The organism is Kribbella sp. NPDC056951, from assembly GCF_042674205.1.
Taxonomy (GTDB): Bacteria; Actinomycetota; Actinomycetes; order Propionibacteriales; family Kribbellaceae; genus Kribbella; species Kribbella yunnanensis.
In genome coordinates this window covers 269,682-295,261 of the sequence record NZ_JBHUQZ010000004.1, presented here as the reverse complement: position 1 = coordinate 295,261, position 25,580 = coordinate 269,682, and the positions used below count along the sequence as shown (strand labels likewise).

Here is a 25,580-nt window from a genome sequence, read left to right as displayed (position 1 = left end):
GGCGCCGCTTGTTCTGTTGACTTATCGAGTGCCGTAGACGTTGAGTTCTGCGGCTGAGCCGAAGACTGCTCCGTTCAGGGAACTCGTGCCGACGAACTTCACGTAGCGGCCGGTGACGGCGGTGAAGTCGACGCGTTGTACGGCGGTGGAGTTCGGGAACTGGCCGGTTGCGACTGGGGAGCCCCAGGTTTGGCCGTCTGTACTGACGTAGATCTCGTAGCCCTTGAACATCCCGTTTGTGCCCGACTGCCGGGGCAGGTAGCCCAGGCCGTTCACCTGGTACGTCGACCCGAGGTCGAGCGTGAGGTGATGGGGGAACGTCGCCGGGGTGCTCACCTCGGACCAGGCGGAATGCCAGAGGGTGCTGGGATTCCCGTCCAGTGCTGCGGTCGCCGCGCCGCCGGTTCCAGCGTCTTCACTGCTCACATCGGCAACCTTGATCCGGGACTGCGGCACGATCCCGGGCGGCAGCACAGTTGCCTCCGCGGTCGCCACGGACTGACCACCCGTTGCCGTCAGCACGTATTTGCCTTCGGCCGTGCCTGCCGGGGGAGTGACATCCCAGGTGGTCTTCACGGTGGCCCCAGCGGCAACCGAGTTGTACGTCGCCGGCGAGGTGGCCGCGATCGTCCATCCTGCCGGTCCGGTCAGGCCCAGCGTGATGTTGGCCGCGGCAACGACATCGTTGTTGGTGAACGACGTGGTGATCGTGTTCGCCTCACCGGAGACCAGACCGCTCGTCCCGGTCACCGCCACCGACGTGCAGTCAGCCGGCTCAGAGGTCGCGCCGAGATCGGTGACCGCGAAGTTGTCGATGATGAAGTCGGACTGGTCGCCGCCGTCGGTGAGCTTGCGCAGCCCGACCCAGTTGTCGCCACCGCACCCGGCCACGAACTCCTGGTTCATTGTCGCCTTGGTCCGCTGCTCGCCAATCGGGGTGGACTTGATCTCGACCGAATCCGGCCGATCCACCCCATGCACCCAGGCGTACTGCCCGGCCCGGCCGCTCGCGTAGTCGAAGCTGACCTTGTACTTGTGTCCCGGCTGGAAGTTCACCGTCCACGGCGCAGTCCGATAGACGAGCCCTTCGTTCTCCTCATGCGACTTGAGCGACCACTCACCATCCAGTACGTCGTCGACCAGCTTCCCGTTCCAGCCGGCCTGCGTGTACGGCGCGTGCTTGCGGGCGAGCACGGTTCGTGGATCGGTCACGCCACCGGCGTCACCCTTCACGAACGGTCCCCACCCCTGATCGACGTCCTCGAAGCCTTCCGTCGCGACCTTCGTGGTCTCGACGACACGGACGTCGTCGATGCGAACCTTCGCCGTACCGGCGACCGCGCCGATGCGCAGGTCAGCCGTCGACCCCTTGGCGGTGAAGACGACCCTCGCACGCTGGTAGTAGGCATCCTGCTTGTCGTCGGACGCCACCTGGTTCCTGGCCGTCGACCGGACGACCGTGTTCTGCACACCATCCACCGAAATCGTGGTCGGGCGGGATTTCCCCGGCTCGACCTCGATCCACGCCGAGGCGCTGTAGGTCTTGCCTCGGGTCAGCCCGGTGATCCGCTGCTGCAGCGAGGATGCGCGAGTTCCGAGCGAGGCAACATGCTGCCCGTTCGCCAACGTGTCGATCTCCGCGCCGCCGACCGCGTTCCAGGCGCTCAGGGTCGCCGCGTTGAAACCGGGATCCTGCAGATGGGTGCCGTCACCCCAATTCGCGGGCGGCGGGGTCGGAGCCGCGATCGGGTACAGCACGTACGGCTGCCCGGCGACCGCGTCGAGGGTGACAGCGCCGTTCCGGGCGCGCGCCGTACCGACCTTCACGCGGCCGGTGTCGGTCAGCTTGTAGACGCCGAACGACGGGACCTTCGCGAGCGCGGCGGGCAGTGTCCAGGTGGTGCTGCCGCCGGCCGGGTTGTAGTGGTAGAGCTTCTTGTTCCCATCCCACGGCAGCAGGTACTTGTCACCATCGAGCACCTTCGCGTTGCCGACGTACAGGGCGCGCTTGCCGCCCTCGACCGCGCCGCGGACGCCGCCGGTGAAGCCGATCTCGCCGGAGTTCCAGTCGGTGATCTTCTGCTGCTGAAGGAACTTCGTCGGCAGGTTCTTCTGCCAGATGTTGGCGTAGAACTTGTTCCAGTCGACCTCACCGGTCCAACCCTCGAACTCGACCAGGCTGGCCTGGCCCAGGATCGGGTCGTTGTTCCAGACATCCTTCTCGTGGTTGCGGACGAACCGGATGATCTGCGAGTTCAGACCCTTGTTGGTCGGGCCGCCGTAGTCGAGGTCGGTGGCCCAGTGCGACCACAGCGAGGTGCGCTCGTGCCGATCGGCCCACTCGGTGGCGATCTGCCAACCCTGGTTGCCGAGCTGCCGAGTCAGGCCGTCGGCTAGCCAACCCGACTGGTAGTAGACGTCGATGTAGAGCTCTTGGAGGTTCTTGTCGGTCTCGTCGCGCAGTTGCTGGAACCGCTTGACGATGTTGCCTGAGGCAAGGTCTGGGCGCTGCTTGATGTAGTAGCTCTGGTTCAGCCAGTTCCAGCCCTTGGCCTTCTTGTCGACCAGGTCCTCGCTGAAGGTGTTCGCCTCCGGGTACGACTCGGTCGCGTTCACGTGCACACCGAAGCCGGCGTTCCAGCTCTTGCCCTTCTTCAGCAGCGTGTTCAGGTCAGCAAGCCCACCGGCACGGATGTTGTAGTTGCCGCCGTAGTCCGGATGCGCGGAGTCGTGACCCTCGGAGCCGTAGCCCTTCAGGATCGCCATCTGCCCGAGCCCGTCGGTGGCCAGCGAGATCCGCTTCACGTCGTCCAGCGTGCGCAGGAACGGATGCGTTGCCTGGCTCGCGAAGTTGAACGGGATGTGTGTGATCACCCGGTCCTTGACCTGGTCGCCACCCGGCGGCTCGGTCATGATCGAGCGGAACGCGATCGCGCCGTCCTGCCAGTCGACCGTCTTGTCCTGGTTCGCATCCGGCGTCACCACAACCTTTGCCCACGGCAACGGCTCCGTGTACGGCGAGGTGTCCGCGCGGTAGGTCCATTGCCCACTCCACACGCCGACCCGGGTGCTCCCGTCGGTCGCCTTCCGCGCGCGATGCCAGAACCGCGCCCCGTCGTCGACCGACTGCCCGGCCGGCTTGTCGTACACCGAGTTCGACTCGATCCCGGCGGCCAGTCCAGTGGTGTTCACGAACGCGTACGTTGCTCCGACCGCCGCGGCATCGGCAGGCGTCGTACCGGTGACCGCCGCGATCTTGTCCGCGGTCCGTGTCGAGTCCGGATCCAGCGTGGTGAACGCGGTCGTCGCTCCCGCATCGGTGCTCGCGACCGAAACCAGGTCGTGGTCGGGGATGTCGATCGTGTGCACCCGAGTGGTCTCGGTGTCGCGGACCGCGTCGATGCGGAACGTCGTGACCCGACCGGCCAGGCTGAGGCTCGCGTCGAGCTCAACCCCCGGCAGCGCGTCGAACGCCAGCTTGTACGACGCCGTGCCGTCGCTGACCGTGGGTGTCGCGGCGAGGTGCGCGGTGCGCGCGACCCCGTCGATCGTGACCGCCGACAACGCCTCGGCCCGCCCGGCCAATGCCTGGCCGGACGAGTTGTCGACGTACTTGATCACGCGGGGGAAGTCGGCTCCCACCGTGACCGTCAGTTCCCGCGACCGCAGCGTCAGGTCATCCGCTGCCTGTGCGCTCGTCGGCACGGTCAACACACCGGCAACGAGCAGCACCGCACACCCCACTGAACGTTTCATGCGCAGAAAACTCGCACGTAAGCGCCAACTCGTCAAGAGAAACGAACACTAATGAACAGAATTACCCGGGAATGATCCGTCCGGTGACCTCGCCGAGGTGGAGGGTTCCGGCGCGCGCGGTGATGCTCACCTCGTCGCCGTCCTGGAGGAAGGTGTAGTCCTTGCCGTCGACGGTGATCGGCTCGCGGCCGGCCTTGGTGAGCTCGATCAGGGAGCCGAGCTGGTCCGGTTCGGTACCGCTGACCGTGCCGGAGGCGTAGAGGTCGCCGGTGCGGACGGACGCGCCGTTCACGGTCATGTGGGCGAGCATCTGGGCGGGCGACCAGTAGATGTCGCGGTATGGCGGGGTGCTCACCAGGTGACCGTTGATGCGGACCTCGAAGGTGATGTCGTAGTTCACCAGTTTCGTGCCGGCCAGGTACGGGAGTACCGGCGGGTCCTGGGTCGGCAGCGGGACGGTGGAGGCCTCGAGTGCGTCGAGTGAGACGACCCAGGGGGAGATCGAGGTGGCGAACGACTTGCCGAGGAACGGGCCGAGCGGGACATACTCCCAGCCCTGGATGTCGCGGGCCGACCAGTCGTTCACCAGCACAACGCCGTACACGTGCTCGCGGAAGTCGTCGACCGAGACCGGCTTGCCGAGGGTGGATGGTGTTCCGACGACGTACCCGAGTTCGACCTCGATGTCGAGGCGCGTGGACGGCCCGTACGTCGGTGCGTCGGCGTCAGGTGCCTTGCGCTGACCGGACGGGCGGACGATGTCGGTGCCGCTGGCAACGACTGTGCCGGCGCGGCCGTGGTATCCGACCGGGAGGTGTTTCCAGTTCGGGAGCAGGGGTTCTGAGTCCGGGCGGAAGAGCCGGCCGAGGTTCGTCGCGTGCTGCTCGGAGGCGTAGAAGTCGACATAGTCGCCCACCTCGAACGGCAGCAACATGGTCGCCGCCGACTGCGGAATCAGATGCGGCTCGACGGTGTCGCGATCGTTGACGAGATCGAGGAGCCAGGCGCGAGTCGCGCTCCAGGCTGGGCGGCCGAGGGCGAGGAAACCGTTCAGCGTGGGCTGGGCGAACTGCTGAGCGCTGTCCAGATGCTGCGCGGACGCGATCGGCGTCAGGTCGATGATCTGGTCGCCGATGGCGGCGCCGATCCGCGGCTCCTCGTCGCCGCGCTTGAACACGCCGAGCGGCAGGTTATCCGGCCCGAACGGCGATCCGTCCGGGATGTCGATCCAGCTCACAGGTCCTCCGTCAGGTTCAGGGTGTTCAGATCGGCGCGCGGCTCCGCGATGCTGCAGGAGCCGAACGAGTGGAACCATCGCCGGGTGCTCGCGGCCCGGTCCTCGGTCAGCTCGCGTGTGCGCTCGACCAGTTCGAGGGCGTCGCGCCACTCCAGCAGCTGCACCACCTCGTCGTGGGAGGCGCCGTCCATTGAAGCGCGAGTGGCGAGCAGCACGTTCAGGAAGCCGTGGTGTTCGAAGCCGGTCGCCGGGTCGGTGTGGGCGATCGCGTTGTGTAGGCCGGCGGTGCACTTGAACGGCACCTCGACGTCCAGGCAGCGCGTGATGTAGCTGGCCACCTGGTCGGCCGACGGGAACAGATGGGCGTCGAGACCGCCGGTGCGGAGCTTGGCGGCGTACCCGGCCTCGGCGATCGCGCCCAGCGCCTGCTCCCAGGAGCCGTCCAGCCCGGTTTCGACGTACACGGTCTGGTCGTCGATGCAGGCCTCGGCGGCCCGTACGACGCGCAGCGCGTTCCGGGCGAGGTCGCCTTCGTCGCGCAGGCGGACCTCGACCGCGGTCAGCTCGATCGCGGGGGAGCGCTCGGCCCAGCGGACGGCGGGCTCGATCCCGCCCGCGCCGCCGGTGACCACGACGGTCACCTGCAGCGGCTCGTCGCCTGCGGCTTCCGCGACCCGGGGCAGGTCCTCGTCGGTACACACGAACGGGCCGACCAGATCGGCGTACGGCGCGGCGCGGTGCGCGCGGTGAGCGGTCACGGCCTCGGTCAGCGGGAGGTTGCCGGGTGGGAACATCGCCGCGTCGTCGACCAGGTGCCGGTACAGGGCAGGGACGGTTGACATGGGTCCGAGCCTAACGGATGCTTTCGGTAAGCGGACGCATGCGTTCGATTATCGTACTCGGGAGTCTGAAGAATGACGTTCTACCGGCAGGTCGGCGAGATTCCGCCCAAGCGGCACACGCAGTTCCGGAACGCCGAGGGCGCGTTGTACTACGAGGAGCTGATGGGCGAGGAGGGGTTCTCGTCGGACTCGTCGCTGCTCTACCACTCCGGTGTCCCGTCGGCGATCGTGGACTCCCAGGTGTGGGAGCTGCCCGATCTGGCCACGGTCGCGAACCACCCGCTGACACCGCGGCACCTGAAGCTCCATGACCTGTTCACCGACACGTCCGCGACGAACGTGGTCGAGCATCGGCGACTGGTTCTCGGGAACGGCGACGTACGGATCTCGTACGTCGTGGCCGAGCAGCCCTCGCCGTACTATCGCAACGCCATCGGCGACGAGTGCGTGTACATCGAGAAGGGCACGGCGACCGTCGAGACGGTGTTCGGGGTACTGAACGCGGTCGAGGGTGATTACGTGCTGATCCCGCGGGCGACCACGCACCGCTGGTTGCCGGGTCCGAACGGGGTGCACGCCTACTGCATCGAGGCGAACTCGCACATCGCCCCGCCGAAGCGGTACCTGTCGCGGTACGGGCAGTTCCTGGAGCACTCGCCGTACTGCGAGCGTGATCTGCACGGACCGACCGAGCCGTTCACGGTTGAAGGCACGGATGTCGAGGTGCTGGTGAAGCACCGCGGTCATGGTCCGAGCGGGATCGTCGGCAGCCGGATGACGTACGCGACGCATCCGTTCGACGTGGTCGGGTGGGACGGCTGTCTGTACCCGTACACGTTCAACGTGAGCGACTACGAGCCGATCACCGGCCGAATCCACCAGCCGCCACCCGTGCACCAGGTGTTCGAGGGCTACAACTTCGTCATCTGCAACTTCGTCCCCCGCAAGGTCGACTACCACCCGCTGTCCGTGCCGGTGCCGTACTACCACTCGAACGTCGACTCCGACGAGGTGATGTTCTACTGCGGCGGCGACTACGAGGCCCGCAAGGGCTCCGGCATCGCCCTCGGCTCCATCTCCCTCCACCCCGGCGGCTACGCCCACGGCCCGCAACCCTCCGCGATCGAAGCCTCCCTAGGCGCCGAACGCTTCGAAGAACTAGCCGTCATGGTCGACACCTTCCGCCCCCTGGAACTCGGCGAAGGCGGCCAGTCCGTCGACGACGGCGTCTACGCCTACACCTGGGCCGGCCGCCGCCTCCACCCCTGACCCCACCTTGAGCACCCCTCAACCACCCGGGCCGCGTGCAAGTGGTCGAACCGTGCTCAAGGTCGCCTCGCGCTCACACCTTGAGCACCCCTCAACCGTTCTTCGCCGGCCGGGGTGACTGATCCGTGCTCAAGGTCAGCCCGTGCTCAACGTCGTACAGGCGTTGCACTTTGGGCACCCGTCAACCACTTCCGCGGCGGGTGGATGGTTGAACCGTGCTCAAGGTCGCCTCGCGCTTACACCTTGGGCGCCCGTCAACCACATTTCGCCGCCAGGAGTGGGCGATCGGTGCTCAAGGTGGTGGGGGATGTTGGGGGTGGGCCGGTGGGATGGGATTCTTACCGGATGAGCGAGGAGGCGGGGTTCGTCGTCGGGGTTGACCGGCAGGCGGTGATGCGGCGGCGTGAGATTGTCAGCACGGTGTTGCGCCGGGGTGCCTGGGCGACGTTGGGGATCGGTGCCGTTGGCATCCTCGGTGCGGTCTACGTGCTGGTCACATTGCGCTACTCGGGCCTCTGGCCGTTCGCGCTGCTGCTGATCCTCGCCATGCTCCCGCTGGTCGTCAGCACCGTGCTCGCCCTCCGCCTCGACGCCGAGCGCCAGCGCTGGTACGCCGCCTTCCCGCTCCAGCCGGTCGCGATGCGAATGTCCGAGCGTGGTCTCGAACTCGCCTGCGACGGCGCCGGCTACCCCGTCATGCTCCCGTGGGGAACCGTCCAAGGTTTCCGGCAGAAGAAGCTCTTCGGCCAATACATGCTCGAGGTAGCGCTGGCTCCCGGGGTCGGCGCCACGACCGCCGGAGTCCGCGGTCTCGACCAGCCCGCCGTACGGGCTGTCGTGAAGCCCAGCCCGCTCCTGCACCCGATCGGCATGTTCCTGGTCAAGGCCCTGGACCAACCAGTCCACGTCATCGACCAAGCCCTCCAGCACTACTCCAACGGCACAGCCGCCGTACGCCGCTGAATCAGCAGGGGAGGGCGCGGAACTTGTAGCCCTGGCGTTGGAGTTTGGTTAGGGCTCGTTCGAGGGCGGCGATGGTTTGGGCGCGGTTGCCGCCGCCGTCGTGCATCAGGACGATGGCGCCGGGATAGGCGCCGGCGAGGATGGCGTGCTCGATTGACGCGGCGCCCGGCTTCTTCCAGTCGTTCGTGTCGACGTCCCACAGCACCTGGCGCTGGTGGTTGGCCTTGGCGGCCGCCTCGACCGCGGCGTTGGTGTCGCGGAAGGGGGGCCGGAAGCACTTCGACTTCACCCCGGAGAAGATCTCCTGCCGCATTTTCGCGGCCGGAATGTGAGTCAGCATCGGGTGGTCCCAGGTGTGGTTGCCGATGTGGTGCCCGGCCGCGCGGGTCTGCTCGACCAGGTCCGGGCGCTTGGCGGCCTCAGCCCCGAGCACGAAGAACGTCGCCTGCGCGTGGTGACGCCGCAGGATCTGCAGGACCTGCGGCGTCCAGCCGGCGTGCGGGCCGTCGTCGAACGTGAGGTACAGCACCTTGCCGTGCTTGGTCAGGTTCCAGTCGTCGGCAGCCGGCTTGGTGTGCGGCGACTGTCCCTGGCGCCTCGGCCCGCGCTGATGAGTTGGCTTGGCCGCGATCGGGCTTCCGCTCAGCGGGCCGGCGGCCACCGTGCGGACGGCAGGCGACGACGCCGTCACGGGGGAGTCGGAAGGCTGGGCGGCCTGAGCGAGAACGGCACCGCACAGGAGGGCGGCGACCAACGGCAGAAGCTTGCCGGGCGGCTTGGTCATGGGCTGCATCTTCTCTCAGGCCCAGGGCCATCTCCGAATCGGGACCGGGGTGTGTCGCGCGTAAGGTGTCGGAGGCCAGACCCGACGATGTGTGAGGCAGACGAATGACGGACAGCGGTGAGCGGACCACGATGACCAGGCGTACGGCGATCGGTGGCGCGGCAGCGCTCGCAGCGGCCGGCTTCCAGGCGGTTCCCGCCGAGGCAGCAGGCAGCGGCCACGGCAAGACCGTCCGGCTGAGCGTGCTCGGTACCACGGACCTGCACGGCAATGTCTTCAACTGGGACTACTTCAAGAACGCCGAGTACGACGACTCCGCGCACAACGACATCGGGCTGGCGAAGATCTCCACCCTCGTCACCGCCTACCGCGAGCAGGTCGCCAAGGACCGGCACGCCCCGCGCCCGCTGCTGCTGGACGCCGGTGACACGATCCAGGGCACCCCACTGTCGTACTACTTCGCGAAGATCGAGCCCATCACCGGCGGCCACATCCACCCGATGGCCGCCGCGATGAACGAGATCGGGTACGACGCCGCCGCGCTCGGCAACCACGAGTTCAACTACGGTCTCGACATCCTGCGGCGATTCCAGCGCCAGCTGAAGTTCCCCCTGCTCGGGGCGAACGCGCAGGACTGGACGACCGGGTTGCCGGTCTTCCCGCCGTACGTGCTGAAGAAGGTGCACGTGCCCGGCCGGGCACCGATCACGGTCGGCATCCTCGGCCTGACGAACCCCGGAATCGCGATCTGGGACAAGGCGACGGTCGAGAACAAGATCAAGTTCGGCGGGATCGTCGAGCTCGCGAAACTCTGGGTCCCCCGGGTGCGCAAGGCGGGCGCCGACGTGGTGATCGTCTCCGCGCACTCCGGGATGGATACCTCCTCGTCGTACGGCGACGCCCTGCCGGTCCCGGAGAACGCGTCGGTTCTGATGGCCGAGACGGTTCCGGGGATCGACGCGGTCCTGGTCGGTCACGCCCACCAGGAGATCCCGGAGCGGCTGGTGACGAACAAGGTCACCGGCGACCAGGTCCTGCTGACCGAGCCGCTCAAATGGGGCATGCGGCTGTCGGTGATCGACCTCGACCTGCAGCACGTTCGCGGTTGCTGGAAGGTCGTCAGCCGGCACAGCCAGGTCCTGAACGCGAACACCGTCGCCGCCGACCCGAAGGTCATCAACGTCCTGCAGAAGGACCACGACAAGGTCGTCGGCTATGTGAACTCGAAGATCGGCACCTGCAAGGAGGCGATGTCCGCGGCGACCGCGCCGTGGGAGGACACCGCCGCCCTCGACTTCATCAACTTTGTCCAGGCCGACGCGGTCTCCAAGGCCCTCGTCGGTACGCCGCAGGCGAATCTGCCGGTATTGGCGATCGCGGCGCCGTTCAACCGGGCCGCCAAGATCCCGGCCGGTGACGTCTCGGTGCGCGACGTGGCTGGGCTCTACATCTTCGACAACACCCTGCTCGCGGTCACGATGACGGGTGTCCAGATCAAGGCGTACCTGGAGTTCTCCGCGGTCTACTACAAGCAGGTGAGCGGCCCCGGCCCGTTCCCGTCGAGCGAGGTCACCAACGCCCCGACGCCGACCGCGCCGCCCGGCACGCCGGACTACAACTACGACGTGATGGGCGGCCTGTCGAAGCCGCTCACCTACAAGATCGATATCGCCAAGGCAGTCGGCTCCCGGATCCTCGACCTCCAGTACGGCGGGGTCGCGGTCGCCGACGACCAGCAGTTCGTGGTCGCGGTGAACAACTACCGCCAGTCCGGCGGCGGCAACTTCCCGCACGTGTCGAAGGCCCCGGTCGTCTACAACCGCCAGGTCGAGATCCGGCAGCTGATGATCGACTACGTCACCGCCACCGGCGAGGTCGACCCGGCCAGCTTCCACACCGGCGACTGGTCCCTCGTCTCCAACGGTGCCCCCATCGTCATCAACCCTTGAGGTAAGAACGCGTCATACCCGGACATCTACTGGGTATGACGCACTTACTCACAAGGGGGCCCGTGCGCGTGATCGAATCTCCGCCGGACCCCCGGCTGGCCCGTTTCGAGGATCTGTTCACCTGCCACCACGACGACGTACTGCGGTATTTCGTGCGTCGGCTCGACATCCGGGCGGACGCGGCTGACCTGGTGGCCGAGACGTTCCTGGTCGCCTGGCGGCGGCTGGACGACGTACCGGAGGGGCAGATCCTGCCTTGGCTGTACGGCGTCGCGCGGCGCGTTCTGAGCAACCATCGCCGGGGCGAGTCCCGGCGGCACGGTCTGGCCGACCGGCTGCGCGACGACCTGCGTACCGCCGTACCGGACCCTGAACCGGTAGCCGTCGAGGCCGCTGAGGTCTTCAAGCAGCTGTCGGACACCGATCGCGAAGTGCTCTCCCTCGCTGCCTGGGAGGGCCTGGACACCACCCAGCTCGCCGCCGCGCTCGGCTGCTCGCGGAACGCCGCCATGGTCCGCCTGCACCGCGCCCGCCGTCGGCTCGAGCGCCTCTTGGACCACACCCCGGCTGGAGCAAAGTCATGACCAACTCCCTGGACTTCCTCCGCACTCTCGACCCAGTCGCCACTGCTGACCCGGCTGAGCAGGTGACTCCCGAATCCCGAGCCGACCTCCTCCGCGGCATCACCGCCACCCCGGTGGCCCTCAAAAGCCACAGCCCGGTACGACGGCGCCTGGTGCCGGTGCTCGCTGTCGCCGCCGCGGTCGCCGTGGTCACGACCCTCATCGTCCGGGTGCCGGACGGGAATGACCGCCAGGAGGCCCTCGGGTCGGCGCTGTCCTTCACCCCCGAAGGAGACGTGATGAAGGTCCGCGTCCTCGATCCGGCGGCGGATGTCGCGCGGTACAACGAGGAGTTCAAGCAGCACGGACTCAACATCACGCTGCACCTGCAGCCGGTGTCGCCGTCGATCGTCGGCGAGTCCATCGCCATGTCCGGCACCTCCGAGGACCCGGACCCGATCGTCCCCGGGCGCTATCCCAAGGGCTGCAAGGGCACTCCGGCATCCCCGTGCGTACCGGAGTTCACCATCCCGTTGAGCTTCCGCGGCCAGGCCGATCTGTACGTCGGCCGCACCGCCAAGCCCGGTGAGGCGTACTCCGGCGCCGGCGACATCGATGCGCCGGGTGAGGCGCTGGAGGGCGTCGAGTACAAGGGCCGGACTGTCGCCTACCTCCTGGGCAAGCTCACCGAGCGCGGTATGACGGCGGAGTACCGGGTCGGCAAGAAGTCCGAACAGTCCGACTCCGCGCCGCCGAGCTGGGTGGTGCAGGATGCGATTCCGAGCTCGGACCGGCACGTCATCCTGTTCGTCACGCCCTAGCGGTATGCGATTTCGTGAGCGTTGCGCTTGCCGACCATGAACCACAGCAGGCTGCCGATGAACGGCGCGATCACGATGAAGACGATCCAGACCAGCTTCATCCCGCCCGAGGCGGGCGAGAACAGGGCGCTGAAGAAGGCGCCGATCACCAGCAGGGCATAGGCGGCCAGGACGGCGATGATGCCCGCGGCGCCCAGGAAGCCCCAGGTCTGGTCGGTCGAGGTGGTGGTGTGTGCGATGAGGGTGAGCATGCCTCCAGCTTCTCGGGAACGGGTGCTGGAGGCATCGGCCAAGCAGCGCAATCTGCGGTAGTACGAAGGTGGTAGGCAGCTGACCGTTCGTCGGTAGCGCTACCGTTTGGGTATGCGGCTCGCGTGGTGGGACGGCAAGCGCCGGATTCTGGCGTTCGACGTCCTGTTCACGTTGCTGGTGGCAAGCGGTCTGGTCCTGGAGATCTCCAAGAACAGCGACCTGCGGTGGTACACGTTCCTGCTCGTCGGTGCGCAGAGCGCTGCGATGCTGGTACGACGGCGGTTCCCGCTGCTGTTCGTTGCGCTGACACCGGTCGCGCAGTGGTGGCCCAGCGTGCAGGTGACGATCGCGTCGTACACCGTTGCCAGTCGCAAGGGTTTGCACTGGCAGACCGCGGTCTCGTTCGTGATCGGCAGTGCGGTGATTCTGTTCTTCCCGACGAAACGGGAAGTCGGGATCGGCGCGGATGTCGGCTATGTCGTGTTCTTCGTGCTGGTTCCGATGCTGATCGGGTTGTGGGTCTATCAGCGCCGCGCGCTCCTCGTCGCACTGCGGGAACGCGCCGAGCAGGCGGAACGCGAGCGGGACCTGCGCTCCGAGCGTGTCGTCGTCGCCGAACGCCGCCGGATCGCCCGGGAGATGCACGATGTCGTCGCGCACCGGGTCAGCGCGATCGCCCTGCAGTCAGGTGCACTGACGATGACCGCTCCGGACAAACAGACCGAAGAGGTCGCGGAGATCATCCGCAAGACCAGTACGGCGGCGCTCACGGAGCTCCGGGAGATTCTCCAGGTACTGCGGGACGAGCTGCCCGGTGAGCCGGGACACGTGGCGCCGTCGCTGGACGCCGTACCGGTGCTGGTGGCCGATGCGGTCGACACCGGGCTCAAGGTGAATCTGACGCTGCCCGACCCGATTCCCGAGGTCGATCCGGCGGCCGGGCGCGCGGCGTACCGGGTGATTCAGGAGTCGCTGACGAACGCGACCAAGCACGCGCCGGGTGTGGTGGTGTCGGTGACTGTTGCCGTCGACAACGAGAAGCTGGTGGTCGAGGTGACGAACCCGCGCGGGGTCGGGCAGAGCGTCGTACCGGGGTCCGGGTACGGTCTGCTCGGTATGCGGGAACGGGTCACGCTGGCCGGCGGTTCATTGCAGACCGGTTGGATTGGCAGCGTGTTCCAGGTCCGGGCAGTCCTACCGAGGATGGTGGCCGAATGATCAAGGTGCTCCTGCTCGACGACGAAGGGCTGGTCCGCAACGGGATCCGGCTGATCCTGCAGGCCGGTGGAACCGCCGAGGTCGTTGCCGAGGACATCAATGGTGCTCAGGTCGTTGAGTTAGTCGAGAAGTATCGGCCGGACGTCGTGCTGACGGATATCCAGATGCCGCAGGTGAACGGGATCGAGGTGACCCGGCGCGTGACGGCAATGCCCGATCCGCCGGCGGTCGTCGTACTGACGACCTTCGATCTGGACGAGTATGTGTACGAGGCGTTGCAGGCCGGGGCCACCGGGTTCCTGCTGAAGGACATTGCGCCGCGGGCGTTGGTCGAGGCGGTCGAGCAGGCCGTCCGGGGTGACTCGATGCTTTCGCCGCGGATCACCAAGCGGCTGATCAGCTCGTACACGGCACACCCCGCGCCGGCGCAGACCGCGGTCGGCGACGATCCGTTGAAGGAGCTGACACCGCGCGAGCGTGAGGTGGCGATCGAGGTCGCCGAGGGGATGAGCAACGCGGAGATCGCCGGCAAGCTCGAGCTCAGCGAGTCGACGGTGAAGGTGCACATCACCCACATCATGGCCAAACTCGGGCTCTCGAACCGGACCAAACTGGCCCTGCTGGTGCACGACATCGGCCTCGCCTAAGACCTCAGGATGACACCGGTCCCACCCGAGGACCGACGATCGCGGGTCCGGAATTGCCTAGTTTTCAAGGCATGTTCAAACGTCTTGTTGCGACAACAGCAGCCTTGTCCCTGCTCGGTCTTCCAGCGGAAGCCGCGCCCGCACCAGGAAATTCGGGAGTCGGTGACACTGTCTGGCCTGAGTTGGGGAACGGCGGGTACGACGTCCTCGACCAGCGGCTCGACTTCCGGTTCGCGAAGGGGTTGAGGTCCTACACGGCGACCACCACGCTGTCAGCGCGGGCGACCCAGGATCTGAGCGCGTTCGACCTCGATCTGCTCGGGCCTCAGGTGACCGGGGTGCAGGTGAACGGCGCACCGAGCACGTGGAAGAGCGCGCCGAACGGGGAGTTGGTGATCACTCCGAGCAAGGCCGTCCGCAAGCACCTGCGGTTCGTGGTCCGGGTCGACGTTCGGAGTGACGTGACCGACGTGACGAAGACCAGCGCGCTGCCGCCCGGTCTGATCTGGCACGAAGGATTCGTGCAGGCGCTCAACCAGCCGTCGGGTGCGCGGAAGATCCTGGCCGTCGCCGACCATCCGGTGCAGAAGGCGCCGGCCACCTTCTCGATCACCGCGCCGGCCGATCAGAACTCGGTTGCCAACGGCAAGCTTCTCAGTGTCCGGTCGAGCGGCGGTAACACGACCCGCGTGTTCCGCGAGCAGCGCAAGATCGCGCCGGAATTGTTCCAGATCGGGGTCGGGCCGTTCACCGTGCTCAACCGCAAGGGTCCGCACGGCCTGCCGCTGCGCTACGCCGTACCGACTGCGCAGTTGGCCGCGATCGAGCCGCAGCTGAAGTCGTTCGACACGTCGGTCCGGTTTCTGGAGGAGCGGCTCGGCCGGTTCCCGGGGACCGAGGCCGGGTCGTACATCACCCCGTTGGGTGGCGAGCTCGAGACGCAGGGCCTGACCATGATGACCGCGTCCCACATGACCAAGGAGGGGTTTGAGCAGAACGGCACCGACGGTGTCGTACTGCACGAGGTCGCGCACGAATGGTTCGGCAACTCCGTCTCGCCTCGCCGCTGGTCCGACGTCTGGCTGAACGAGGGCCACGCGGTCTTCTACGAAGGCGAGTACAGCGAGATCCGGTACGGCGCGAAGGTCGTCGACTCGGCGAAACACGCCTACGAGCAGCGCGGGAACGCGATTCTCGACAACGGGCCGATCGCTGCGCCCGACCCGGCGAAATGGACCGGTGACTCGGCCGAGATCCGGCCGTACGGCGATGCGGCGTACGCCGGGGGAGCGCTCGTGCTGTTCGCGCTCAAGCAGGAGGTCGGCGCCAAGACGTTCGACGCGATCGAGCGGACCTGGGTACGGCGGTACGCGAACTCGACCGCCGGGACCGAGGACTTCATCGCGCTGGCATCGTTGGTCGCGGGCAAGGACCTTGGCCCGTTCCTCCGGTCATGGCTGTACGGCAAGACCCTCCCCGCGATGCCGGGCTACCCGGACTGGAAGGTCGGCCCGGCCTAGGGTTCGCTGGTGAGGAGTGCGGCAAGAGCGCGAGCGAACCGGTCCGCGGAGACGGGACCGGCTGGACGTCCGTAGTACTCCTCGGCCAGGAAGAAGCCGATCATCGCGGACAGCATCACCTGGGCCGCCGCCTCGGGGTCGTCCTGCACGGCTTGGGTCGGCGCGAGGGAGAGTACCTCGGCCATTCCGGACTCGATGCTGGCCTCGAAGACGGTCGAGCGCAGCCGCTCGACCAGCTCCGGGTTCCGCCCGCGTTCCCACACCAGGATGTGGATGAGTGGACCGAGCTCGCGCAGAAAGTCCAAGTCGCCCCGGAGCCGCGTGGTGAGCACCTCGGTGGCGTTGCCGTCGGCCTCGTCGCGGGCCGGCGGCACGCGGTCGCGCGCTCGGGCGAGCTCCCGGTCGACGAGGGCGTCGACCAGCTCGGTCTTGTTCCGGAAGTGCCGGTAGAAGGCCCCGCTGCCGGCGGCGAGGCCGGCCGCGGCCTCGATCGCGGTCACCGGGACCGCGGCGACACCTCGCTCGGCGAACAGCGCGAGGGCCGCGTCGATGATCCGGTCGCGGGTGCCAGTAGCCACAGCGTAACTGTAGACGTAAGAACGCTCTTACATTACCGTCGGGTATGTCCCCGCCCCCGCCCTCAGGAGATGCCATGAAGCGTCTGCTCCTCAGCCTGACCCTGGCCACCGCCACCCTCACCGCGCCCCAAGCGACCACCGCAGCCTCCGCCGCGACCACCATCGCCGGGTGCTCGCTCGCGCCGACCGGCGGCACGGTCACCCGCAGCTTCTTTCCCGCCTCCACCCGCTCCTACAACCTGCGTGTCCCGGCCGGCCTGACCGGCAATGCGCCGCTCCTGCTCAGCCTGCACGGACTCGGCTCGGTGCCGTTCTTCCAGGAGCAGGCGACCGGCTGGAGCCAGACCGCCGACGCCGAGAAGTTCATCGTGGCCTACCCCGCCGGCGACCCGAACTGGAATCTCGCGGTGGGCTCGCCCGATGTGCGGTTCCTCCGTGACGTCGTCGCCCGGATCGCCGCCGAGTCCTGCGTGGACCGCTCCCGCGTGTACGTCGAGGGTGGCTCACTCGGCTCGTGGATGAGTCAGCGGGCCGCGTGCGACGCCGCCGGTACCTTCGCCGCGGCCGCGGGATTCATGGGCGGGTCGCCGAACACCTTCGGCGGATGCCGACCCACTCGGCCGATCGCGGTCGCGCTCTTCCACGGCGAGAGCGACCCGCTGATCCCGGTCGCGGAGGGTCGCCGTACCCGGGATGAGTGGGTCGCGCGGAACAAGTGTTCGCCGGTGCCCGTGACTGAGCCGGTCACTGACGGTGCTGCCCAGACCTACCGAGGTTGTGCGGCCGGCGTCACGGTCAGCTGGCGGTCGTACCAGGGCCTCGGTCACGCGTACCCGACCGGCACGGCCGGTGCGGACTTCCGCGAGCGCGCGTGGCGTTTCCTGTCCGCGCACCGGCTGCCGTGATGAAGCGGGTATTGCTTGCCCTCGTTGCGCTGCTGGTCTGCGCCACCACGACAACCGTTCCCGCACGGGGCGGAACGGCTGTCCTGCCACCGACGATCCCGGCGGTGCGTGAGTGGGCTCCCGGAGGTGTCGGTTACACCTTCACCAGTAGCAGCAAGGTGGTCGCGCCCTCGGCACTGGCCGGTCCGGCTCGGCTGCTGGCTGAGGATCTTGGCAAGGTGCTGAACCGGCCGGTCGGCTACGTCGTCGGCGGCCCGGCGGCACCGGGCGACATCGAGTTGCGGCTGGGTACGGCGTCCGGCGGTCCCGAAGGCTATGTGCTGCAGATCGGGCCGGTGCTTGGCGTCGAGGGTGCGGTGGCCGGGGTTCGGCTCGGGACCCGGTCGGTGGTCCAGTTGCTCCGCCAGCAGACCCGCCTGTCGGGCGGCCAGGTGCGCGACTGGCCGACGTACCAGGAGCGGGGTTTCATGGTCGACCTCGGCCGGAAGTACCTGAGTCTGGACTGGCTGCGCAGTCAGATCCGCGAGATGGCCTATCTCAAGCTGAACTACCTGCATCTCCATCTGTCCGACGAGCACGGGTTCCGGCTGGAGAGCGCAACCCATCCGGAGATCACCGCCGAGCAGCACTACAGCAACCAGGAGATCCGGGAGCTGATCGCGTACGCCGGTCGCTACGGCATCCAGGTCGTCCCCGAGCTCGACTTCCCGGGGCACATGCAGACGATCCTGGCCGCTCATCCCGAACTGAAGCTGGTCAACGTGAAGGGGCAGGTGCAGCACGGGAACATCGACCTGTCGCAGCCGGCGGCGTACGAGCTGATGCGTGACCTGATCACCGAGTTCCTGCCGCTTTTTCCCAGCCGGTACTGGCATATCGGCGCGGATGAGTACGTCGAGAACTTCGCTGAGTATCCGCAGCTCGAGCGGTATGCCAAGCAGCACTACGGTACGGCGGCCACCGGTCAGGACGCCTATCTCGGCTTCGTGAACTGGGCCGACGGGATCGTCCGGGCGGCCGGCAAGACCACGCGGATGTGGAACGACGGCCTTGTCCGGACCGGTGGCACGCTGACGGTGAACTCGGCCATCGTCGTCGAGCATTGGTCGATGAGCGGCCTGACGCCGTGGGTCGGCCCGGCGTGGCGCCCGGCCGAACTCGTTGCCGCAGGCCACAAGGTGATGAACGCTTCGATCACGCCGACGTACTACACCGTGGGTGGGCTCGGCGCCCTGCTTAACACCGCGCCGGCGGTCATGTACGACACCTGGGATCCCGGCTTGTTCGTCGATGGGAGCAGGCTGGCTGACAGCCTTGGCGCCAAGCTGCACCTGTGGTGCGATCAGCCTGATCGGCAGAACGAGCAACAGTTGGCCGCCGAGGTGTATCCGCGGCTGCGGGTGATGGCTCAGCACACGTGGCGAAGTCCCGCGCCGCCGTTCTACACCCAGTTCGCGGGGCGGATGACTGCTGTTGGCCCGGCCCCGAGCTCTTGACGCTGGGAAAGGCTAAGTGATTTAGTCACTTTGTGACTTACTCAGCGTCTGAGGCACCGCCCAGCCTGTCCGACCGGTTGACCGAGTCGATTCTCGGCATCATCCGGGACGGCGGGCTGGGTCCTGGTGATGCCATCCCGTCGGCGCGCGAACTCGCGAAACGCTTCGCGATCACCACGCCGACCGTCCGGGAGGCGCTGCGGAAGCTGGAGGCGACCGGTGCGGTCGAGTTCCGGCACGGTTCCGGGACGTACGTCGGCCCGACCATCAATCACGTGGTCCTGGCCAACCCGCACCGGCCGCCGATCACCAAGGACTCGGTCCTGCAGCTGATCAGCGCCCGCCTGGTCCTGGAGCCGGCCATCGCCGCCCAGTCAGCGGTTGCACGCCAGCCGGAGAACCTCGAGCGCCTCGAAGCAGCCGTCACGAACGCCCTCGTCCCGCCGGGCGGCCCGTCGTTCGCCCTGAACTTCCACATCGAGCTAGCCGCCGCCTCCGGCAACCCGCTCCTGCAGGAGGTCCTCGCCTCCCTGCTGAAGGTGCGAGTCCGCGAGCAACAGCAGATCCGCTCCCTGTACGACAACCGCACCCAGGACCACGAGGAGCACGTCGCAATCCTGGACGCCGTCCGCGCCGGCGACCCCGCCCGAGCCGAGCGCCTAACCCGCGAGCACCTGGACAACATCCGCATCGCAGTAGAAGCCGCAGTCGTCGACTCCGCGCCCACCGCGGGAGGCTCCGATGCGGCTCGGTGAGATGACGACTGATGAGGCGGCTGCGGCTGTTCGGACGGCGCCGTTGGTGATCATCCCGGTGGGTGCGCAGGAGCAGCATGGTGGTGGGATGGCGATGTCCACCGACACAGTGCGTGCGGTCGGAGTCGCCGACCGCGTGGCTGAGCGGTTGGCCGGGCGGGCGGTCGTGGCACCCGTCGTACCGTATGGCGTTTCGCCGCATCATCTGGCGTTCGCCGGCACGATGTCGTTGTCACCGGCAACCTTCATGCAGGTGGTGCGGGATCTGATCACCAGCCTGCGATCGCACGGCTGGCAACAGTTTCTGGTGGTGACCGGGCACGGCGGCAACAACGCTGCGCTCTCAGTACTGGCACAAGAGTATTTGCGCGAAGACCTCACCTTCACCTGGACCCCGGTCACCGAAGTAGTGGCCGACCTGATCACCGGTGTCAGCGAGGTGCACGGTCACGCTGGGGAGGCCGAAACCGCGCAGATGCTGTACCTGGCCCCGGAACTCGTCCAGGCCGACCGCCTGGAACCGGGCGCCACCACGCTCGACGAGCTCTCCGTCCCGGCCCGATTGTCCCGTCGTGGCCGGGGGCCGCGACTGTCCGTCGGGTTCGACGACTACCACAAGCGTGGCGTCCTGGGTGACCCCCGAACCGCCACTGCCGACACCGGCCGCCTCCTCGTCGAGACCGCCGCCGACCGCATCGCCGCCTTCGCCGACGAACTCCTCTCGGCCTGACCCCCGCCGTACCACCCCTGCCTGAGGAGGCACCCCGATGACTGACGCATGCCCGAAAACGCGCGGTACCGAATGGCACCGGCGCCTCGGCGCCGTCCTGGTGGCGGCCGGCCTGGTGACCGCCGCCACCACGTTGCCCACGGCAACTGCCTCGACCACTGCCCGTACGGCGGGCTGTGGCAAGGCCGCGGCCACCGGTGACTACACTGTGCAGAGCGGCGGCCTGAACCGGACGTACCGGCTGCATGTGCCGGACAACTACAAGGCCACCAAGAGCTACCCGCTCATCCTCGTGTTCCACGGCCGGGGCAAGACCGGCGCGCAGACCGAGGCGTTCTCGGACCTGTCCAAGCTGGACGCGGTCGTTGCCTACCCCAACGGGGTGATCGGTGACGAGAACAAGCAGGCGTGGCAAGGAGCGCCGTACGCCGCCAAAGGTGTGGACGACGTGAAGTTCACTTCCGACCTACTCGACCAGCTGGAAGCCAACTACTGCGTCGATACCCGGACCGTCTACGCGACCGGCAAATCCAACGGCGCCGGCTTCACCGGCATCCTGGCTTGCAAGCTGGCCGACCGGTTCGCGGCGATCGCGCCGGTCGACGGCGCGTTCTACATCGAAGGCGGTCGCTGCGCCCCGAGCCGGCCGGTCCCCGTGCTCGACATCCACGGCACCGGCGACACCACGATCCCGTACGGCGGCGACGGTCAGCGCGATCTTCCCGACGTACAGACGTGGGTGCGGGACTGGTCGGTGCGCAACCACTGCGAGCAGAACCCGCGGGAATCTCAGGTCGGCGACGATGTCCTCAAGTTCACGTACAAGGGCTGCGACGCGGATGTCGTGCATGTCGCCGTCACGGATGGTGGACACAGCTGGCCGGGTTCGGACGCGGCGTCGGGTCCGGGCTATGTCACGCAGACCTTCGAGGCGCACGAGCTGATCGGTAAGTTCTTCAAGGAGCACAGGCGATGAGCACCGCAACCGATACGAAGGAGCTGCCACGCCTGGTCCGGGCGATGGCCGTCATCGAGCGGGCCGGCAACGCGCTGCCGCATCCGTTCTGGCTGTTCTGGATCCTGTCCGGGATCCTCGCCGTGGTGAGCGCGATCCTGGCCGCGCTGGACGTGTCGGTCGTCTCGCCGAAGGACGGTAAGACGGTCGCGGTCCAGAACCTGCTGTCCGGCGACGGCCTCCAGATGGCCGTGTCCACAGCGATCTCGAACTTCGCCGAGTTCCCGCCGATGGCAACCATCGTGGTCGTCATCATGGGTGTCGCGCTGGCCGAGCGGACCGGGTTCCTGCAGTCGCTGATGAAGGTCAGCGTCTCGCGGGTACCGACCTCGATGGTGGTCTTCGCGGTCGCCTTCGCCGGCACGATGGCGCATGTCGCGTCCGCGGCGGCGTACATCATCCTGGTCCCGCTCGGCGGGCTCGCGTTCCGCGCGGTCGGGAAGTCGCCGATCCTCGGCATCGTGGTCGCCTACACCGCGATCGCCTCCGGGTACGACGCCAGTCCGATCCCGACGCCGAACGATGCGATCTTCGCCGGGATCACCGAAGCCGCGGCCAAGACGGTCGACCCGAACGCCTCGATCTCGCCGTTGTCGAACTGGTTCTTCAATATCGCGTCGTCGGTACTGCTCGCGCTCGTCATCACGCTCGTCACCAAGCTGGTGCTGAGCAAACGGGACGACCTGGAGGCCGATCCGGACGCCCCTGGTGACGACCCGGACGCGCTGACATTGTCGGCCCGCGAGAAGACTGGGTTGCTGCGGGCAACCATCGTGTTCGGACTCGCCGCGGTCGCGATCGTCGCCGTACTGGTGCCGCACAACTCGCCGTTGCGTGGCGAGAACGGCAGCATCGTCGATTCGCCGTTCCTGGACGGGATCGCGATGGTCGTCGCGGTGCTGTTCGGACTGGTCGGCATCACGTACGGCGTCACTGTCGGCGCGATCGAGCGGGCGGCCGACGTACCGAAGTTGATGGCCGAGGGCATCAAACAGATGGCGCCGGTGCTGGTGCTGTTCTTCGCGATCGCGCAGTTCCTGGCCTACTTCAGCTGGAGCCGGATCGGCGACCTGCTGTCGGCCGAATCGGCCCGCTGGCTGGGTGATCTCGGAGCGCCGACGATCGTGATCTTCCTCGGCATCCTGGTGTTGCTGACGTTGATCAACATCCTCGTCACGAGCGGTTCGGCGATGTGGTCGCTGACCGCGCCGATCCTGGTCCCGATGATGATGCTGCTGGACGTGCCGGCCGAGACGACCCAGGCGCTCTTCCGGATCGCCGACTCGGGCTCGACCGCGATCACCCCGATGAGCCCGTACTTCGTGATGGCACTGGGCTTCCTGCAGCGCTATCGCAAGAACGCCGGCGTCGGCACCCTGGCGTCGTACACGGTGCCTTTGGCGCTCGCGATGACGGTCGCCTGGACACTGCTCTTCCTCGCCTGGTGGGCGCTCGGGATCCCGCTCGGCCCGGGCGCGCCGGTCAGGTGAGGGTGACCCCGGCAGCACGCAGGTCGCTCAGGGCTTGTTCCGTGCTGCCGGGCGCCACACCAGCGGTCAGGCCGGTGATGACCGTCGTACCGAAGCCTTCGACGCGGGCGTCCAGCGCGGTCGCCCGCACGCAGTAGTCAGTGGCGATCCCGCACACGTCGACGTCGGTGACACCGCGCTCGCGCAACCACTCGGCAAGCCCGCGCCCGCCCTCGTGGGACTTGCCCTCGAAGCCCGAGTAAGCGGCCGCGTACTCACCTTTGTCGAAGATTGCGTCGAACGGTTGCGGGTCCAGGTTCGGGTGGAAGCTCACCCCGTCCGTCCCGGCCACACAGTGCCGCGGCCAGGAGTTCACGAAATCGGGCTCGTCGGAGAAGTGGTCACCCGGGTCGATGTGGTGGTCCCGGGTGGCCACGACGTACTGGTAGTGGCGCTCGTCCGGCTCGGCCTCGTGCCACTTGTGCAACAGCTCGCCGATCTGGAAGGCAACATTCGCGCCCCCGCTGACGGCCAGGCTTCCGCCCTCGCAGAAGTCGTTCTGCACGTCCACCACGATCAGTGCCCGAGTCATGTCCCCAAGGTACAGCCGGTTACTGCTGGAGTAGCGCACCTCCGGTGACACGGATGATCTCGCCCTGGATCGCAGGCGTCCGCGGCGAGGTCAGGAACAGGATCGTGTCAGCCACCTCGGTCGTGTGCGGCAGCCGCCGCGCACTGAAGGCCTTGGCGATCTCGTCGGTCGCCTCCTGCGGAATCACCCGGTGCTTGCCGTCCTCGAGCGTGATCCCCGGCATCACCACATTGACCAGTACGCCGTCCGCGCCCAGGTCGTAACTCAGGGCAGTCATGAATCCGTGCAGCCCGGCCTTGGCAGCGCCGTACGGCCAGGAACCCGGCAGCGGCCGCAGGGTGACGTCGGTCGACACCAGGACCAGCCGCCCGGCGGCCGACCGCCGCAACGCCGGCGCGACCTGCTGCACAAACCGGAAGTTGCCTTCAAGGTTCGCCCGCAGCACCTCGGTCCACCAGTCCTCAGGCGCATCCTCGATCTTCTCCGGCCGCCCGTGGAAGCCGAGCTTGCCCCAGTTGACCGCGTTCGCCACGGCCACATCCAGCCCACCCCAACGCTCGATCACCGCCGCCACCGCAGCCTCGATCGACCCCGCAGCATTCAAATCCATCGGTACGGCGAACCCCTGTCCACCGGCCGCCTCGATCTCCGCGACGACCTCGGCGGCCGCCTCCTTCCGCGACCCGTAGGTGATCGCGACCCGAGCCCCCTCCCGCCCGTACCCGATCGCCGCACCCCGCCCGATCCCGGACGACCCGCCCGTGACGAGTACCGCGGCGTCCTTCAGTCCCAGTTCCATGACTCGCTCCTGTGAGATAGTTAGCCGACTACATGAAGAACTTAGCCGACTAATTATTCCGGGACAAGCAGCGCGACACGAAAGTCTCCTGCGACCCGTAGAAACTTCGGCGCGCCTCTGTAAGGGTTTTCCACGAGCACCCAGCACCGTCGACTCTTGCCCGCCCCAGTCGAAAGGCGCGACCCTCATGCACGAGAAGGAAGAGCAGGCTCCGGCCAGATTCACCCGTCGCAACGTCCTCACGGCCTCCGCGAGCGCCGCCGCCGCGCTCGGCGCGGCCGGACTGCCGGTGCTGGCCACCGGAACTCCGGCGTTCGCCACCGGCGGCGACCATGGCCACGGTGGTGGCCTGCGGGCCGAGCCACTGATCCCGTCCGGTAACCGCGGGATCATCCTGTACAGCGTCCGCGACCGGATCGGCGCGGCGCCGGACAACACCGGCGTGCCGTACGGATTCGAGCGGGTGCTGGCCCGGCTGGCCGAGATCGGCTATAAGGAGGTCGAGTTCGCCGGTTACACCCAGAACATCGCGATCCTGGGCCGGCAGATCACGCCCAAGGAGATCCGCAAGATCCTGGACGACAACGGCCTGATCGCCAACGGTACCCATACCCAGATCAACCCGGGCACGTTCGAGCAGCAGATGGACATCGCCCAGGAGCTGGGCATGAAGCACATCGGCACCGGCGGCGACCCCACGAACAGCGCGTACAAAGCCGACTGGGACGCCGCCGCCGACGTCTGGAACGAGCTGGGCCGCCGCGCCAAGGCGCGCGGCCTGCGGCTGTACACCCACAATCACCATGAGGCCTACGACTTCCTGCTGGACACCGGCCCCTTGGACGCGGCAGGCAAGCCGACCCGGTCGTCCGGGCTGCGCCGGCTGGAGTACTTCTTCGACCAGGCCGACCCTCGCTACGTGTTCTTCGAGATGGACATCTACTGGGCGTACGTGGCCCGGTTCAAGCACACGACGTACACCGACTGGCGAGGCAATCAGCAGACCGACCTGTTCGACCCGATCCTGACCGTCGCCCCGCGCACCACCCGGTTCCCGCTGTTCCACGCCAAGGACGGCGACCGCAACCCGTCCGTTCCCGACGGGCACGACATGGTCCCGCTCGGCGACGGCGACATCAACTTCCAGCAGTTCTTCCAGACCATCGGCGCGCCGCACCTCCACCACGCGAACTGGGAGCACGACAACGCTTCCGGCGGTACGGCGATTCCGGCGCAATCGCTGAACTTCGCCGCATCCAGCTACACCAACATGTCCGAGCTCACCATCTATCGCCGCTGACCGGTTCCGCCAAGTCTCGCGCTCGGTCGATGTCAAAAGCTGCAATTCGTCCAAAGCCTCTGCTGTGAGCGCTCGACATCCGGCACGATTGGCCGGTTACTGACGAGCGCTGGGGGGATC

The 25,580-nt window shown here is 67.5% G+C and carries 23 protein-coding genes; 15 read left to right on the top strand and 8 right to left on the bottom strand.

Features of this window, described 5'->3' with window-relative positions:
• Positions 1 to 21 precede the first annotated feature (21 nt).
• From ACFTSF_RS19455 to ACFTSF_RS19445, 3 genes are all read right to left on the bottom strand, one after another.
• The gene (locus ACFTSF_RS19455; protein WP_380155061.1) at positions 22 to 3,756 is read right to left on the bottom strand and encodes an endo-alpha-N-acetylgalactosaminidase family protein; all 3,735 of its coding nucleotides are present in this window, start codon (positions 3,754 to 3,756) and stop codon (positions 22 to 24) included.
• Between the two features lie 61 nt (positions 3,757 to 3,817).
• Positions 3,818 to 4,993, bottom strand: a complete 1,176-nt coding sequence (fahA, locus tag ACFTSF_RS19450) for a fumarylacetoacetase (RefSeq protein ID WP_380155060.1) — start codon at positions 4,991 to 4,993, stop codon at positions 3,818 to 3,820.
• The gene (locus ACFTSF_RS19445; RefSeq protein ID WP_380155059.1) at positions 4,990 to 5,835 is read right to left on the bottom strand and encodes a hypothetical protein; all 846 of its coding nucleotides are present in this window, start codon (positions 5,833 to 5,835) and stop codon (positions 4,990 to 4,992) included. Before ACFTSF_RS19445 ends, fahA begins: the two co-directional genes overlap by 4 nt.
• Before the next feature lie 72 nt (positions 5,836 to 5,907).
• On the opposite strand from ACFTSF_RS19445, the gene ACFTSF_RS19440 reads away from it, so the two are divergent.
• Positions 5,908 to 7,104, top strand: a complete 1,197-nt coding sequence (locus ACFTSF_RS19440; RefSeq protein WP_380155058.1) for a homogentisate 1,2-dioxygenase — start codon at positions 5,908 to 5,910, stop codon at positions 7,102 to 7,104.
• 345 nt (positions 7,105 to 7,449) lie between these two features.
• Positions 7,450 to 8,067, top strand: coding sequence for a hypothetical protein (locus tag ACFTSF_RS19435; protein WP_344152564.1), 618 nt, complete (start codon positions 7,450 to 7,452; stop codon positions 8,065 to 8,067).
• A gap of 1 nt (position 8,068) precedes the next feature.
• Here the strand turns inward: ACFTSF_RS19435 and ACFTSF_RS19430 are convergent, their stop codons facing one another.
• Positions 8,069 to 8,851, bottom strand: coding sequence for a polysaccharide deacetylase family protein (locus ACFTSF_RS19430; protein ID WP_380155057.1), 783 nt, complete (start codon positions 8,849 to 8,851; stop codon positions 8,069 to 8,071).
• 104 nt (positions 8,852 to 8,955) lie between these two features.
• On the opposite strand from ACFTSF_RS19430, the gene ACFTSF_RS19425 reads away from it, so the two are divergent.
• From ACFTSF_RS19425 to ACFTSF_RS19415, 3 genes are all read left to right on the top strand, one after another.
• Positions 8,956 to 10,800 carry a bifunctional metallophosphatase/5'-nucleotidase gene (locus ACFTSF_RS19425; protein WP_380155056.1) on the top strand — a complete coding sequence of 615 codons (1,845 nt, stop codon included), beginning with the start codon at positions 8,956 to 8,958 and terminating at the stop codon, positions 10,798 to 10,800.
• Positions 10,801 to 10,868: 68 nt separating this feature from the next.
• The gene (locus ACFTSF_RS19420) at positions 10,869 to 11,384 is read left to right on the top strand and encodes an RNA polymerase sigma factor (protein ID WP_380155055.1); all 516 of its coding nucleotides are present in this window, start codon (positions 10,869 to 10,871) and stop codon (positions 11,382 to 11,384) included.
• The gene (locus ACFTSF_RS19415; RefSeq protein ID WP_380155054.1) at positions 11,381 to 12,184 is read left to right on the top strand and encodes a hypothetical protein; all 804 of its coding nucleotides are present in this window, start codon (positions 11,381 to 11,383) and stop codon (positions 12,182 to 12,184) included. The genes ACFTSF_RS19420 and ACFTSF_RS19415 overlap by 4 nt, the downstream gene beginning before the upstream one ends.
• Here the strand turns inward: ACFTSF_RS19415 and ACFTSF_RS19410 are convergent.
• Positions 12,181 to 12,435, bottom strand: coding sequence for a PLD nuclease N-terminal domain-containing protein (locus ACFTSF_RS19410; RefSeq protein WP_380155053.1), 255 nt, complete (start codon positions 12,433 to 12,435; stop codon positions 12,181 to 12,183). The genes ACFTSF_RS19415 and ACFTSF_RS19410 overlap by 4 nt on opposite strands.
• A 112-nt stretch (positions 12,436 to 12,547) precedes the next feature.
• On the opposite strand from ACFTSF_RS19410, the gene ACFTSF_RS19405 reads away from it, so the two are divergent.
• The 3 genes from ACFTSF_RS19405 to ACFTSF_RS19395 all read left to right on the top strand — a co-directional run bounded on the left by ACFTSF_RS19405 (position 12,548) and on the right by ACFTSF_RS19395 (position 15,821).
• Positions 12,548 to 13,654: a sensor histidine kinase gene (locus ACFTSF_RS19405; protein ID WP_380155052.1), complete on the top strand. Its 1,107-nt coding sequence runs from the start codon at positions 12,548 to 12,550 to the stop codon at positions 13,652 to 13,654.
• Positions 13,651 to 14,301, top strand: coding sequence for a response regulator (locus ACFTSF_RS19400; RefSeq protein WP_380155051.1), 651 nt, complete (start codon positions 13,651 to 13,653; stop codon positions 14,299 to 14,301). Before ACFTSF_RS19405 ends, ACFTSF_RS19400 begins: the two co-directional genes overlap by 4 nt.
• A gap of 71 nt (positions 14,302 to 14,372) precedes the next feature.
• Complete coding sequence (locus ACFTSF_RS19395; protein ID WP_380155050.1) at positions 14,373 to 15,821, top strand: M1 family metallopeptidase; 1,449 nt, start codon at positions 14,373 to 14,375, stop codon at positions 15,819 to 15,821.
• Here ACFTSF_RS19395 and ACFTSF_RS19390 read toward each other — a convergent pair.
• Complete coding sequence (locus ACFTSF_RS19390) at positions 15,818 to 16,399, bottom strand: TetR/AcrR family transcriptional regulator (RefSeq protein ID WP_380155049.1); 582 nt, start codon at positions 16,397 to 16,399, stop codon at positions 15,818 to 15,820. The two genes, ACFTSF_RS19395 and ACFTSF_RS19390, sit on opposite strands and share 4 nt — an antisense overlap.
• A gap of 74 nt (positions 16,400 to 16,473) precedes the next feature.
• Here ACFTSF_RS19390 and ACFTSF_RS19385 point away from each other — a divergent pair, with 74 nt between their 5' ends.
• The 6 genes from ACFTSF_RS19385 to ACFTSF_RS19360 are packed head-to-tail and all read left to right on the top strand — an operon-like array spanning position 16,474 to position 22,790.
• The gene (locus ACFTSF_RS19385) at positions 16,474 to 17,304 is read left to right on the top strand and encodes an alpha/beta hydrolase family esterase (protein WP_380155048.1); all 831 of its coding nucleotides are present in this window, start codon (positions 16,474 to 16,476) and stop codon (positions 17,302 to 17,304) included.
• Positions 17,304 to 18,800 carry a glycoside hydrolase family 20 protein gene (locus ACFTSF_RS19380; RefSeq protein WP_380155047.1) on the top strand — a complete coding sequence of 499 codons (1,497 nt, stop codon included), beginning with the start codon at positions 17,304 to 17,306 and terminating at the stop codon, positions 18,798 to 18,800. The genes ACFTSF_RS19385 and ACFTSF_RS19380 overlap by 1 nt, the downstream gene beginning before the upstream one ends.
• A gap of 32 nt (positions 18,801 to 18,832) precedes the next feature.
• The gene (locus tag ACFTSF_RS19375) at positions 18,833 to 19,555 is read left to right on the top strand and encodes a FadR/GntR family transcriptional regulator (RefSeq protein ID WP_380155046.1); all 723 of its coding nucleotides are present in this window, start codon (positions 18,833 to 18,835) and stop codon (positions 19,553 to 19,555) included.
• Positions 19,542 to 20,285, top strand: a complete 744-nt coding sequence (locus ACFTSF_RS19370) for a creatininase family protein (RefSeq protein ID WP_380155045.1) — start codon at positions 19,542 to 19,544, stop codon at positions 20,283 to 20,285. Before ACFTSF_RS19375 ends, ACFTSF_RS19370 begins: the two co-directional genes overlap by 14 nt.
• Before the next feature lie 37 nt (positions 20,286 to 20,322).
• Positions 20,323 to 21,261 (top strand): alpha/beta hydrolase family esterase, encoded by a 939-nt coding sequence (locus ACFTSF_RS19365; RefSeq protein WP_380155044.1) that lies wholly within the window; start codon positions 20,323 to 20,325, stop codon positions 21,259 to 21,261.
• Complete coding sequence (locus ACFTSF_RS19360; protein WP_380155043.1) at positions 21,258 to 22,790, top strand: AbgT family transporter; 1,533 nt, start codon at positions 21,258 to 21,260, stop codon at positions 22,788 to 22,790. Before ACFTSF_RS19365 ends, ACFTSF_RS19360 begins: the two co-directional genes overlap by 4 nt.
• On the opposite strand, the gene ACFTSF_RS19355 is transcribed toward ACFTSF_RS19360, so the two are convergent.
• Together ACFTSF_RS19355 and ACFTSF_RS19350 are read right to left on the bottom strand one after the other, a co-directional pair.
• Positions 22,783 to 23,361 carry a nicotinamidase gene (locus ACFTSF_RS19355; protein ID WP_380155042.1) on the bottom strand — a complete coding sequence of 193 codons (579 nt, stop codon included), beginning with the start codon at positions 23,359 to 23,361 and terminating at the stop codon, positions 22,783 to 22,785. The genes ACFTSF_RS19360 and ACFTSF_RS19355 overlap by 8 nt on opposite strands.
• Before the next feature lie 19 nt (positions 23,362 to 23,380).
• Positions 23,381 to 24,160, bottom strand: coding sequence for an SDR family NAD(P)-dependent oxidoreductase (locus ACFTSF_RS19350; RefSeq protein ID WP_380155041.1), 780 nt, complete (start codon positions 24,158 to 24,160; stop codon positions 23,381 to 23,383).
• 187 nt (positions 24,161 to 24,347) lie between these two features.
• Here ACFTSF_RS19350 and ACFTSF_RS19345 point away from each other — a divergent pair, with 187 nt between their 5' ends.
• Positions 24,348 to 25,460: a sugar phosphate isomerase/epimerase family protein gene (locus ACFTSF_RS19345; protein ID WP_380155040.1), complete on the top strand. Its 1,113-nt coding sequence runs from the start codon at positions 24,348 to 24,350 to the stop codon at positions 25,458 to 25,460.
• The last annotated feature ends 120 nt before the right edge of the window (positions 25,461 to 25,580 follow it).

Excerpts from the sequence above, each read along its gene's own strand:
- ACFTSF_RS19455 (WP_380155061.1), bottom strand. The coding sequence starts at position 3,756 with ATGAAACGTTCAGTGGGGTGTGCGGTGCTGCTCGTTGCCGGTGTGTTG.
- ACFTSF_RS19445 (WP_380155059.1), bottom strand. The coding sequence starts at position 5,835 with ATGTCAACCGTCCCTGCCCTGTACCGGCACCTGGTCGACGACGCGGCG.
- ACFTSF_RS19440 (WP_380155058.1), top strand. The coding sequence starts at position 5,908 with ATGACGTTCTACCGGCAGGTCGGCGAGATTCCGCCCAAGCGGCACACG.
- ACFTSF_RS19435 (WP_344152564.1), top strand. The coding sequence starts at position 7,450 with ATGAGCGAGGAGGCGGGGTTCGTCGTCGGGGTTGACCGGCAGGCGGTG.
- ACFTSF_RS19430 (WP_380155057.1), bottom strand. The coding sequence starts at position 8,851 with ATGACCAAGCCGCCCGGCAAGCTTCTGCCGTTGGTCGCCGCCCTCCTG.
- ACFTSF_RS19425 (WP_380155056.1), top strand. The coding sequence starts at position 8,956 with ATGACGGACAGCGGTGAGCGGACCACGATGACCAGGCGTACGGCGATC.
- ACFTSF_RS19415 (WP_380155054.1), top strand. The coding sequence starts at position 11,381 with ATGACCAACTCCCTGGACTTCCTCCGCACTCTCGACCCAGTCGCCACT.
- ACFTSF_RS19410 (WP_380155053.1), bottom strand. The coding sequence starts at position 12,435 with ATGCTCACCCTCATCGCACACACCACCACCTCGACCGACCAGACCTGG.
- ACFTSF_RS19405 (WP_380155052.1), top strand. The coding sequence starts at position 12,548 with ATGCGGCTCGCGTGGTGGGACGGCAAGCGCCGGATTCTGGCGTTCGAC.
- ACFTSF_RS19400 (WP_380155051.1), top strand. The coding sequence starts at position 13,651 with ATGATCAAGGTGCTCCTGCTCGACGACGAAGGGCTGGTCCGCAACGGG.
- ACFTSF_RS19395 (WP_380155050.1), top strand. The coding sequence starts at position 14,373 with ATGTTCAAACGTCTTGTTGCGACAACAGCAGCCTTGTCCCTGCTCGGT.
- ACFTSF_RS19385 (WP_380155048.1), top strand. The coding sequence starts at position 16,474 with ATGAAGCGTCTGCTCCTCAGCCTGACCCTGGCCACCGCCACCCTCACC.
- ACFTSF_RS19380 (WP_380155047.1), top strand. The coding sequence starts at position 17,304 with ATGAAGCGGGTATTGCTTGCCCTCGTTGCGCTGCTGGTCTGCGCCACC.
- ACFTSF_RS19370 (WP_380155045.1), top strand. The coding sequence starts at position 19,542 with ATGCGGCTCGGTGAGATGACGACTGATGAGGCGGCTGCGGCTGTTCGG.
- ACFTSF_RS19365 (WP_380155044.1), top strand. The coding sequence starts at position 20,323 with ATGACTGACGCATGCCCGAAAACGCGCGGTACCGAATGGCACCGGCGC.
- ACFTSF_RS19360 (WP_380155043.1), top strand. The coding sequence starts at position 21,258 with ATGAGCACCGCAACCGATACGAAGGAGCTGCCACGCCTGGTCCGGGCG.
- ACFTSF_RS19355 (WP_380155042.1), bottom strand. The coding sequence starts at position 23,361 with ATGACTCGGGCACTGATCGTGGTGGACGTGCAGAACGACTTCTGCGAG.
- ACFTSF_RS19350 (WP_380155041.1), bottom strand. The coding sequence starts at position 24,160 with ATGGAACTGGGACTGAAGGACGCCGCGGTACTCGTCACGGGCGGGTCG.
- ACFTSF_RS19345 (WP_380155040.1), top strand. The coding sequence starts at position 24,348 with ATGCACGAGAAGGAAGAGCAGGCTCCGGCCAGATTCACCCGTCGCAAC.